Source organism: Verrucosispora sp. SN26_14.1 (assembly GCF_004307965.1).
Taxonomy (GTDB): Bacteria; Actinomycetota; Actinomycetes; order Mycobacteriales; family Micromonosporaceae; genus Micromonospora.
This window is the reverse complement of sequence record NZ_SISL01000209.1, coordinates 1-10281: the sequence shown is the minus strand read 5'-3', so window position 1 is coordinate 10281 and position 10281 is coordinate 1. Positions and strand designations below refer to the sequence as shown.

Here is a 10281-nt window from a genome sequence, read left to right as displayed (position 1 = left end):
GTGCCGGTCGGGGCCCGCGCCGTGTCCGGTGGCCGCGCCGGGTCGTTGCATCCCATGGTGTCGCCCGCCCGGTCGGGGCGGTCGCACCGGGCTCCCAGGCCCTTCCTGGTCCCAGCCGTGTGATCCGCGCGGCCGGGACCAGGATCGGGAGTCGGATCCGGAATGCCCTGGCCTGCGGTGGGTGTTGAACCCCTCGGATGACCACTGTGCGAGGGGGTGACCGGTGCCGACCGAGATCCGGAACCGGGAACGCGACGAGCGGGACGCGCGGCAGCTACGGCAGCTGCTGGCGGGCCCGGACTGGCCGGCGACGGTGTCACCGGCCGAGGTGGCGACGGGCACACCCGTCGGAACCGAATCTGCCGGGAGGTCCGTGCGCGTATCCTCGGCGGGGAAGCATCCGACCCGAGGGGATGTGCGGTTGACCACCGAGAAGACGGACGAGCGCAGGGCCCGGTTCGAGCGGGACGCGATGCCATTCGTCGATCAGCTCTATGCGGCCGGCCTGCGAATGACGCGTAACCCGGCGGATGCCGAGGACCTGGTCCAGGAGACCTACCTGAAGGCGTACGCGGCCTTCCACCAGTTCGAACAGGGCACGAACCTGAAGGCCTGGCTGTATCGGATCCTGACCAACACCTACATCAACTCCTACCGCAAGCGGCAGCGGCAGCCGGTGCAGGCGCCCACCGACGAGATCACCGACTGGCAGCTCGCCGAGGCCGAGTCGCACACCTCCAGTGGGTTGCGCTCCGCCGAGACGGAGGCGCTCGACCGGCTGCCCGACAGTGACGTCAAGGAGGCCCTCCAGCAGCTGCCGGAGGAGTTCCGGCTGGCGGTGTACCTGACCGACGTCGAGGGGTTCTCCTACAAGGAGGTCGCCGACATCATGGGTACGCCGATCGGCACCGTGATGTCGCGGTTGCACCGCGGTCGTCGTAATCTGCGCAAGCTGCTTGAGGGCTACGCCGCGGAGCGCGGCTTCTCGGCCGCGCCGTCGACGGCCCGGAGTTCCGCTGCCACCGGCCGGGAGGTGTGACGTGAGCTGTGGAGACCCGCACGAGACGGATTGCCGCGAGGTCCTCGCCGAGGTCTACCTCTACCTCGATCTGGAGTGCGCCCAGGAGCGGCGCTCCCGGATCCGTCACCACCTCGACGAATGCGGTCCCTGCCTGCGGGAGTACGGCATCGAGCAGGAGGTGAAGGCGCTGGTGGCCCGCTGCTGCGGCAACGAGTCCGCGCCGGACGAACTGCGCGAGCGACTGCGGGTACGCCTCAGCGAGATCGTGGTGTTCGAGAGCACCGAGTCCCGCGAACTGGCCGACTGACCGGTCGGCGCGGGAGGGACGACGACGCCGGTGGCCCGGACGGGCCACCGGCGTCTCGCTGTCCGGTCCGCCGGGACCGGAGCGTCGTCGTCAGGAGTTGGGGCGCTTGCCGTGGTTGGCGGCGCTCTTCTTCCGGGCCTTCTTCTTGCGGGCCTTCTTCGCCATGGTGACCTCCTCGTGATGATCGTCTGCGCACGACCTCGACCCCGGGGCACGCTACCGGCCCTCCGGAGCCAGGGTCCGACCTGTTGATGCTAGTGCGGTCGGCGTCGACGCATCCTCGCCGGGGCTGCTGCTCGCCGCCCGGGGAGGACCGCCACATGATTGGATGTGGCGCAGGCAGTCGCGAGAGAAGGGGCCGGGAGATGGCCGAGGAGATCCGCGCCGAGATGGTGGCGAACGTCTGGAAGGTCGTCGCGTCGGCCGGGGACACCGTGTCCGAGGGGGACACGCTGGTGATCCTGGAGTCGATGAAGATGGAGATCCCGGTGATCGCCGAGTCCGACGGCGTCGTGCAGCAGCTCGCGGTCAACGAGGGCGACGTGGTGCAGGACGGTGACCTGATCGCGGTGATCGGTTGAGCGGCGTCCTGGTCCGCGCGGCCGAGCCGGCCGACTTCGCCGCGGTGGCCCGGTTGACCGTCGCCGCGTACGAGGCCGACGGCCAGTTGAAGGGCGAGAACGGTTACGCCGAGGTGCTGGCCGACGTCAGTGGTCGGGCGGCACACGGCCGGATCCTGGTCGCCGTCGACCCGGCCACCGGTCAGGTGCTCGGCACGGTCACCTTCGTCCTGCCCGGCAGCAGGTACGCCGAGCTGTGCCGACCGGACGAGGCGGAGTTCCGCATGCTGGCCGTCGATCCGGCCGCACAGGGACGGGGTGCCGGTGCCGCCCTGGTCGAGGCGTGCGTGGCGGAGGCGACCGGGCGGGGCTGCACCGCGCTGGTGATCTGCGTACGCGCCGGCCACGCCGAGCCGGCGCACCGGCTCTATCGGCGGCGGGGCTTCGTCCGCGTACCGGAACAGGACTGGTCGCCGTTGCCCGGTGTCGACCTGCTCGCCCTGCGACTGACGCTGACCCCGGCCGGCTGAGCGCTCGGACCTCCGGCGGGCGTCGGCGGTCGGGCGGTCACGCCTCGGCCGGTGCGGCCGGTACCGCGATCGCGGCCAGCAGCTCGTAGGCGACCTCCAACGCCACCCGCTTGCGGTCGGCGTCGGTGATGTCCGGCGTACGCAGGGCGAACCAGCTGCTGTGCACGGCGAACAGGGCCAGCACGGCGCGTAGCTGGGCACCGGCGCTGTCGTCGCCCCGGCACAGCACGGAGGCCAGCCGGAACATCCGCTCGCGCATGTCCCGACCGGCGGAGAGGTTCTTCAGGGCGGTCTGGTTCTGCTCGAAGAAGCGCATCACCGACGGCTGTTCGCCGCCGAACATCGCGTCGGCGTACCGCTCGATCAGCGCCCGGCGGGTGGCGAGCGTGTCCGGTTGGCCCTCGCCCCAGGAGATCAGCGTGTCCATCCGGCCCAGCCGGTCCTCGACGACGCTGGTGACGATCTCGTCCTTGCTCTTGAAGTGGTAGTAGAGGGCGGCCTTGGTCACGCCGAGTCGTTCGGCGACCTCACGCAGCGATGTCGCCTCGTAGCCCTGCTCGGTGAAGAGTTCCAGCGCGACGGCCTTGATCCGCTCCCGGGTGCCGCCTGTGCTCTGGCTCACCTGCACCACCTAATCCAGTTGACCGTCATCTGCTGTCCAACTTACCGTCCGGCTAGTAAGGTAGCTAGCCGGTCGGCAAGTAAGTGCGTCACGTCTCGGGGGGAGAGCTTACCGATGGCCTCACAACAACAGGCCGCCGTGCGACCCAACATTCGACTCGTCCTGTTCGGGCTGATGATCGCCATGATGCTGGCGATGCTCGACAACATGATCGTCAGCACGGCGCTGCCCCGCATCGTCGGCGAGTTCGGTGGGCTCAACCACTTCACCTGGGTGGTGACCGCGTACGTGCTGGGCACCACCGTCTCCACCCCGATCTGGGGCAAGCTCGGCGACCTGTACGGCCGCAAGAACGTCTTCCTCACCGCCGTGGTGCTCTTCCTGCTCGGCTCCGCGCTCTGCGGCATGGCCGGCTCGTCGGCCCTCGGCGGACCCGACGACGGGATGGTCCAGCTCATCGCCTTCCGCGCGGTGCAGGGCCTCGGTGCCGGTGGCCTGATGGTCGGCGTGATGGCGATCATCGGCGATCTGGTCCCGCCTCGTGAGCGCGGCCGGTACCAGGGCATGATCGCCGGCATCATGGCCATCGCCATGGTCGCCGGACCGCTCGTCGGCGGCTTCATCACCGACCACCTCTCCTGGCGCTGGGCGTTCTACGTCAACCTGCCGCTCGGCGGCGTGGCGCTGGTGCTGCTCATCGCCACCCTGCGCCTGCCCCGGTACCGCACCGAGCACCGGATCGACTGGCTCGGCGCCGCGCTGCTGTCGGTCGGCATCACCGCGATCGTGCTGATCACCACGTGGGGCGGCAACGAGTACGCCTGGCGCTCCCCGCAGATCCTCGGCCTCGCCGCCCTGGCGCTCGTCGCGCTGGTCGCCTTCGGGTTCGTCGAGCGGCGCGCCCCCGAGCCGATCCTGCCGCTGGGTCTGTTCGCCAACCGGAACTTCGCCCTGATCTCCACGATCGGCTTCCTGCTCGGCTTCGCGATGTTCGGCGCGATGAACTTCCTGCCGCTCTACCAGCAGACCGTGCAGGGCGCCTCGGCCACCAACTCGGGCCTGCTCCTGCTGCCGCTGATGTTCGGCATGCTGGTGGTCTCGCTGCTCGTCGGCCGGGCCATCACCCGGACCGGTCGCTACCGGATCTATCCGATCGTCGGTGGCGCGGTGATGGCCGTCGGGCTCGCCCTGCTGAGCCTGCTGGACGTGCACACCAGCAAGGTCCAGTCGTCGCTCTACATGATCGTGCTCGGCGTCGGGATGGGCTTCCTCATGCAGACGTCGATGCTGATCGCGCAGAACAGCGTGGAGCAGAAGGACCTCGGCGCGGCCAGCGGCGCGGCCACCTTCTTCCGCTCCATCGGCGGCTCGTTCGGCATCTCGCTGTTCGGTGCGATCTTCGCCAACCGGCTGGCCGGTACCGCCGCCGGTGGTGCCTTCAGCGGCGGCGGCGAGGCCGGGGCGGCGATGAACATCGACCAGCTCCGGGAGTTGCCGGCACAGGCGCGCGAGGCGGTGCTCGGCGGGTTGGCTGACGCGATCTCGCACGTCTTCCTGTGGGCGGTGCTCTTCGCCGTGCTGGTGCCGGTGCTGGCCTGGTTCATCCGCGAGATCCCGCTGCGCACCAGCAACGAACCGACCGGCACGCCCGAGGAGCAGGCCGAGACCGCTCTGGCCCGCTCCCCGTCCGCGTGAGCCGCATGAGCCGGCTGTTCCGGATGTTCCGGATGTGTCGGATGTAAGGAGGGGTCCCCTGCTAACGCCTCGTGCATAGCAGGGGACCCCTCCTTACATCCGTGAGCGCGAGATGCGCGGATCAGGGTGGGCCGGGTAGGCGGGGGCGGAACGGGCGCAGCAGCCGGTGCAGCAGTGCGCGCAGCGGCGAGCGGTGCCCTCCGGCGGGTGCGCCGGCCAGGGTGCGCGCCAGGGCGACGCTGTCCGGGTCGAGATCCGGGGTGGCCAGCGCCAGGTGGGCCAGGGAGGCGGCCATCGGCACCGGGCCCTGCCGGGTCGCCTCGGCCACCGTGGCGAGTCGGGCGGCGACCAGCCCGGCCACGTCGGGCCGGACCGACGGGTCCACCCAGGCGGCGGTGACCAACGCGAACAGGGCCGCCTCGGCGACCTCCTCGGTGTCGGTCAACTCGGTGAGCACCCGCCGTCGCGTCGAGGCGGCCCACGGCTCGTCGGTGCGGTGGTGCAGCAGGCCGAGGCAGGCCCACACCTGGACGCAGCGCACCCAGAGCGCGGGATCCTGCCCGGCGAGCACCCGGCCCAACGCGGTCGGCGGAGCCTCCGGCGGGTGGGCCAGCAGGCCGAGCAGGTCCGACAGGTCGAGCGTGGCCAGGCCGACCGCCGTGTCGTACGCGGCCGGTGGGTGCGGCCAGGCGGGGTGGGCGAGCTGCTGCAGTCGCCGGGCCGCGTCCGCGGAGGGCGGTGGCGGTGTCGGGCGTGCCCGCTCCGCGGTGTCGAACGGCGGGCGGGCGGCGACCGGCGTCACCTGTCCCAGCCAGGGGCGGCCACGGCAGCACTCGGCGAGGTCGCCGTGCTCGTGGGAGTCGTCGGGATGGTCGCGGACGAAGTCGGCCAGCGCGACCAGGTGGCGTACGTCGGCGTCGCGCTGGAACCGCAGCCGGTGCGCGGTGTGCACGGCACAGTCGAAGGACGGGTTGCGGGTCAACGCCCGCTCGATCCAGACCAGCGCCTCGTCGAGCCGGCCGTGGTCTGCCAGCGTGCCGGCGATGTCGGCGTACACGGCGAGGTCGTCCGGGTCGTGGTCGACGGCACGGCGCAGCGCGACGAGCGCCTCCCGGGTACGGCCCGCGCTGCGCAACGCGTACCCGAGCCAGACCTCGCCGATCTTGGACGGTGCGGCGCGTACGCCCCGACTGGCCCAGCGGACCGCGAGCGGCACCTCGCCGACCCGCCGGGCCAGCGCGGAGGCCGTGCCCAGCAGCAGCCCGTGTTCCGGGTGGACGGTGACCGCGTTGCGGGCCAGCGTCAGGTAGGCCGCCAGGGCGGCCCGGTCGGACGCGGGGACCGGGTCGGGGGCGGCGGCGCAGACCTGCATCAGGACCCGGGCCGCCTGGTCCGGACCGAGGCGTTCGGCCAGGTCGGGTGAGGTGACCCAGGGGACACCGGCCCAGTCCGCTCCCGGTGCGTGCGCGGTGGCGGCCACCAGCAGGTCGAGCCCTTCGGCGGGACGGCCGGTGGCGGCGAGCAGGTGTGCCCGGGCGACGACCGCGCCGATGAAGGTGTGGTGTTGCAGAGGGAAGAGTTCCACCGGGTCGTCGCCGCCGGCCACGGCCAGTCGGGCCAGGGTCTCGTGCACCTCGGGCAGCGTCGGTGCCCGGGCCAGCGCAGCCGCCACATGGTCAGCGGCGTGTGCCAGGTCGCCGGAGTCCAGGGCCTGCCGGGCCAGGGCCAGTTCCTCCGTCGCCGGCAACGCCCGATCGTCGGTTCCCTCGGCCACGTCGTCCTCTCGGTGGTAGGTACGGGTTGCGCGGTGAGGTCGGGTCAGCGTAGGTGACGACTCCTAGTTTTGGTGATCCACTGCGCAGTACTGCGCGTTCGGTTGCTCATACGTGAAGAATCCTGCAAGACTGAGCATCAAACGCGCGGGGACCGCGCAGGGGAGGAGTTCGCGTGACGCGCCCAGGAAGCGGCATGGCCGCCGACATCGACGAGCAGCCGGCCGGTTACGAGCGACTGCTCTCCGACGAGTACGCGACACCGATCGCCCGGGTCGCCGCCGCCATCGCCGAGCGCCGCCCCCGGCACGTGGTGTTCACCGCGCGCGGCACCTCCGACCACGCCGCGCTCTACGGGGCGTACCTCGCCGAGATCCGTCTCGGCCTGCCGGCCGGGCTCGCCTCGCCCAGCGCCGTGACCCTCTTCGGCGCCCGGCCGGACCTCTCCGACGCCCTGGTCGTCGGCGTCAGCCAGAGCGGCGGCTCGCCCGACCTGGCCGAGGTGCTCCGGAGCGCCCGGGACTCCGGCGCACTCACCCTCGCGGTCACCAACGCACCGGACTCTCCGCTGGCCGGGACCGCCGAACTCTCCGTCGACATCGCCGCCGGACACGAGCGGGCGGTGGCGGCGACCAAGACGTACACCGCGGAGCTGCTCGCCCTGCTCCTGCTGGTCGAGGGGATCCGGTCCGGCGACGGCACGCTTCCGGACGACGAGCGCCGGGCACTGGCCGCGCTGCCGGCACTGGCCGCCCGGACCCTCGCCGACCCGACCGCCACCGAGCTCGCCCCCCGCTACCGCTTCGCCGGCCAACTGGTCACCACCGGCCGGGGGTACGCGTACCCGACCGCCCGGGAGGCCGCGCTCAAGCTGATGGAGACGTCGTACCTGCCGGCGTTGGCCTTCTCCGGCGCCGACCTGCTGCACGGCCCCCTCGCGATGACCGACCCGGACGTGCCGGTGCTGGCCGTGGTCGGCTCCGGGCCGGGCGGGCAGGCGATGCGCGAGGTGCTGCCCCGGCTCGGCGAGCGTCGGGCCGACGTGGTCGTGGTCGGCTCCGCCGAGGTCGAGGGGGCCACCCGGCTCGGCGTGCCCGAGGTCGACGAGCGCTACGCCCCGCTGCTGGACATTCTGCCGCTGCAACGGCTGGCGCTGGCCCTCGCGCTGACCCGGGGCGAGGACCCGGACGCGCCCCGGGGCCTGAAGAAGGTCACCGCGACGAGGTGACCCTCGGCGTGGCACGCTGGTCGGCGTGTCAACGCTGCGCGATCTCGCCGAGGAGCACACCCGTCTGCGTCCGGCCGACATCGACCACCTGCACCGCATCGCCGGTGACTGGCAGTTGCTGTCCGACCTGTCCTTCGCCGACCTGCTGCTCTGGGTCCCCGTGGACGGTGAGGGGAGCTTCCTCTGCGTGGCCCAGGTCCGCCCGACCACCGCGCCCACCGCGTACCAGGACGACCAGGTGGGACGCATCGTCGGCGGCCCGGAGGTGGCGCACCTGGACGTCGCCTACGGACAGGGCCGGATCTGGCGGGAGGGCGATCCGGTCTGGTACGGCGACGTGCCCGCCCGACACGAGGCGATCCCGGTCCGGCTGCGAGCCGCCGACGGGGAGTCCGACGAGGTGATCGCCGTGGTGGGGCGGGACACCAACCTGTCCACCGCCCGTACGCCCAGCCAACTGGAGTTGAACTACCTGACCACCGCCGACGACCTGGCGCAGATGATCGCCGACGGCACGTTCCCGCCGCCCCGGCACCCCGGCGAGACCACCTCGGCGCCCCGGGTCGGTGACGGGCTGGTCCGGCTGGACGCCGGGGGCAAGGTCACCTACGCCAGTCCGAACGCGCAGTCCGCGTACCGCCGGTTGGGCTACGCCTCCCATTTGGTGGGCGAGGATCTCGCGGCGCTGCACCGCCGACTGGCCAACGACCCGCTGGAGGGGACCGAGGCCGGCAACGGCATCCTCGCCGCGCTGCGCGGCGAGGCGCCGCCCCGGCGCGAGATCGACGCGCGGGGCGCGACCATGCTCACCCGGGCCCTGCCGCTGATGCCCGCCGGTGTGCCGATCGGCGCGCTGGTCCTGGTCCGGGACATCACCGAGGTACGCCGCCGGGACCGCGCCCTGATCACCAAGGACGCCACCATCCGGGAGATCCACCACCGGGTGAAGAACAACCTCCAGACCGTCGCGGCGCTGCTGCGCCTCCAGGCCCGCCGGGTCGGCATACCCGAGGCGCGGGTCGCCCTGGAGGAGTCGGTACGCCGGGTCGCCTCGATCGCGTTGGTGCACGAGACGCTCTCCATGTCCAGCGACGAGGCGGTCGAGTTCGACGGGATCGTCGACCGGGTGGCCAGTGCGGCGACCGAGGTGGCGGCGACCGAGGTGAGCGTCGGGATGCGACGCACGGGCAGCTTCGGCGTGCTGCCGGCCGAGATCGCCACCTCGATGGTGATGGTGCTCAACGAGCTGCTGCTCAACGCCGTCGAGCACGGCTTCCCGCCGACCGGTGAGGCCGAGGACGAGGTCGGTGTCGAGCCGGAGCCACCGGGCCCGCCCACCGCCGACGCGCCCGAGGTGGTGGTGTCGGCGCACCGGGCCCGCAAGATGCTGCACGTCACCGTCGCCGACAACGGTCGGGGGCTGCCGGACGACTTCGACGCCTCCGGCAGCGGGAAGCTCGGTCTGCAGATCGTCCGCGCCCTGGTCACCGGCGAGCTGCGGGGCAGTATCGAGCTGCGGCCCGGCGCCGAGGGCGGCACCGAGGCGATCCTGATCGTCCCGCTGGCCCGCACCGCCCCGGAACGCCCTGGCGCCTGAGCGTGCCCTGGCGCCTGAGCGTGCCCCGGCGTCGACTGTGCCCCGGGCCGACCGGGAGTGTCGCCGGTCGCCCTCGGTGCCGCGCCCGGCGGGCGGTCAGCGGTCGTCGGCGGTGAGCAGGGCGACGGTGAGGCCGGGTCGGGGCCAGACCCGGGTGACGGTGTAGCCGCTCCGCAGCGCGTCACCCTTGGCCCCGGGGACGGCGGCCAGCGGGTCGTCCGGACCGCCGGCGACCACCAGCCAGACCCGGTCCACCCCCGCCAGGCACTCCGTCGGCCGGTCGCACTCGGTGGCCCAGAGATCGCCCCGGCGCTGCGGGTCCGCCACCGCCAGTACGTCCCGGGGTGTCCGCTCGCCGAGGTGGTAGCGCAGCCCCAGGTCGAGGAAGAGCCAGCTCTCCCGGGGCGAGTAGACCACCGTGTCGTCGGGGCGCAGGTCGTCGGCGACGATCCGGGCCGCGCCCGCGTAGTCGACCGTGGCGCTGCGCGGCCACTCGTGGGTACGTCGCAACGCGGCCTGGTCCGGCAGACCGAGCAGCCCGGCCAGGGCCACCACGGCGAGTGCACCGGGCGCCCGGACCGTACGCAGAGCCGCACCGGCCAGCAGGCAGCCGAACGGCACCACGAAGACCAGGTAGCGGGGAACCCAGAGCGGGACGACGGACCCGGCGACGAAGAGCAGCAGCACGGGCAGCAGCACGCAACTGGCCGGCAGCAGCGCCCGCCGACCGGCCCGGACCGTACCGAGAGCGGCGAGCCCGACCAGGAGGCCGCCCACCACCCCGCTCTGTACCACCCCGCCGGGCAGCGCCGCCAGGTCCCCGGGCCGCGCCGCGTCCACCCAGTCCAGTTGCCGGGCCCGTTGCCCCCGGGCCCGCAGCGCCAACGGGGTGACCGCCGCGAACACCGGCACCAACGCAGCCACCCACCCCCACGCCACCCGTCGCCGG

The 10281-nt window shown here is 72.7% G+C and carries 10 protein-coding genes and 1 pseudogene; 7 read left to right on the top strand and 4 right to left on the bottom strand.

What is annotated here, in order from left to right:
• The first annotated feature begins 223 nt into the window (after nt 1-223).
• Together EYA84_RS18625 and rsrA are read left to right on the top strand one after the other, a co-directional pair.
• The gene (locus EYA84_RS18625) at nt 224-1039 is read left to right on the top strand and encodes a sigma-70 family RNA polymerase sigma factor (protein ID WP_162854371.1); all 816 of its coding nucleotides are present in this window, start codon (nt 224-226) and stop codon (nt 1037-1039) included.
• Between the two features lies 1 nt (nt 1040).
• Entirely contained in the window at nt 1041-1328 is a 288-nt protein-coding gene (rsrA, locus tag EYA84_RS18620; protein WP_131054331.1) for a mycothiol system anti-sigma-R factor, read from the top strand.
• 90 nt (nt 1329-1418) lie between these two features.
• Here the strand turns inward: rsrA and EYA84_RS34085 are convergent, their stop codons facing one another.
• On the bottom strand, nt 1419-1493 hold the full coding sequence (locus EYA84_RS34085) for a 50S ribosomal protein bL37 (protein WP_370461611.1): 75 nt from the start codon (nt 1491-1493) through the stop codon (nt 1419-1421).
• A gap of 200 nt (nt 1494-1693) precedes the next feature.
• Here EYA84_RS34085 and EYA84_RS18615 point away from each other — a divergent pair, with 200 nt between their 5' ends.
• Together EYA84_RS18615 and EYA84_RS18610 are read left to right on the top strand one after the other, a co-directional pair.
• On the top strand, nt 1694-1909 hold the full coding sequence (locus tag EYA84_RS18615) for a biotin/lipoyl-binding carrier protein (RefSeq protein ID WP_093405215.1): 216 nt from the start codon (nt 1694-1696) through the stop codon (nt 1907-1909).
• Nucleotides 1906-2418: a GNAT family N-acetyltransferase gene (locus EYA84_RS18610; RefSeq protein ID WP_131054330.1), complete on the top strand. Its 513-nt coding sequence runs from the start codon at nt 1906-1908 to the stop codon at nt 2416-2418. Before EYA84_RS18615 ends, EYA84_RS18610 begins: the two co-directional genes overlap by 4 nt.
• 37 nt (nt 2419-2455) lie before the next feature.
• On the opposite strand, the gene EYA84_RS18605 is transcribed toward EYA84_RS18610, so the two are convergent.
• Complete coding sequence (locus EYA84_RS18605; protein ID WP_131054329.1) at nt 2456-3040, bottom strand: TetR/AcrR family transcriptional regulator; 585 nt, start codon at nt 3038-3040, stop codon at nt 2456-2458.
• Nucleotides 3041-3154: 114 nt separating this feature from the next.
• Here EYA84_RS18605 and EYA84_RS18600 point away from each other — a divergent pair, with 114 nt between their 5' ends.
• Nucleotides 3155-4735, top strand: a complete 1581-nt coding sequence (locus EYA84_RS18600; RefSeq protein WP_131054328.1) for an MDR family MFS transporter — start codon at nt 3155-3157, stop codon at nt 4733-4735.
• 121 nt (nt 4736-4856) lie between these two features.
• Here EYA84_RS18600 and EYA84_RS18595 read toward each other — a convergent pair whose 3' ends face one another.
• Nucleotides 4857-6509 carry a tetratricopeptide repeat protein gene (locus EYA84_RS18595; RefSeq protein ID WP_131054327.1) on the bottom strand — a complete coding sequence of 551 codons (1653 nt, stop codon included), beginning with the start codon at nt 6507-6509 and terminating at the stop codon, nt 4857-4859.
• A gap of 194 nt (nt 6510-6703) precedes the next feature.
• Here EYA84_RS18595 and EYA84_RS18590 point away from each other — a divergent pair, with 194 nt between their 5' ends.
• Together EYA84_RS18590 and EYA84_RS18585 are read left to right on the top strand one after the other, a co-directional pair.
• Nucleotides 6704-7735: an SIS domain-containing protein gene (locus EYA84_RS18590; protein ID WP_131054333.1), complete on the top strand. Its 1032-nt coding sequence runs from the start codon at nt 6704-6706 to the stop codon at nt 7733-7735.
• 25 nt (nt 7736-7760) lie between these two features.
• On the top strand, nt 7761-9332 hold the full coding sequence (locus EYA84_RS18585) for a PAS domain-containing sensor histidine kinase (protein WP_131054326.1): 1572 nt from the start codon (nt 7761-7763) through the stop codon (nt 9330-9332).
• Between the two features lie 96 nt (nt 9333-9428).
• Here the strand turns inward: EYA84_RS18585 and EYA84_RS18580 are convergent.
• A pseudogene (locus tag EYA84_RS18580) lies at nt 9429-10281 on the bottom strand (hypothetical protein); the annotation flags it as partial.

Bases quoted from the DNA above. Each gene is read 5' to 3' on its own strand.
- EYA84_RS18615 (WP_093405215.1), top strand. From the start codon at position 1,694: ATGGCCGAGGAGATCCGCGCCGAGATGGTGGCGAACGTCTGGAAGGTC.
- EYA84_RS18600 (WP_131054328.1), top strand. From the start codon at position 3,155: ATGGCCTCACAACAACAGGCCGCCGTGCGACCCAACATTCGACTCGTC.
- EYA84_RS18590 (WP_131054333.1), top strand. From the start codon at position 6,704: ATGGCCGCCGACATCGACGAGCAGCCGGCCGGTTACGAGCGACTGCTC.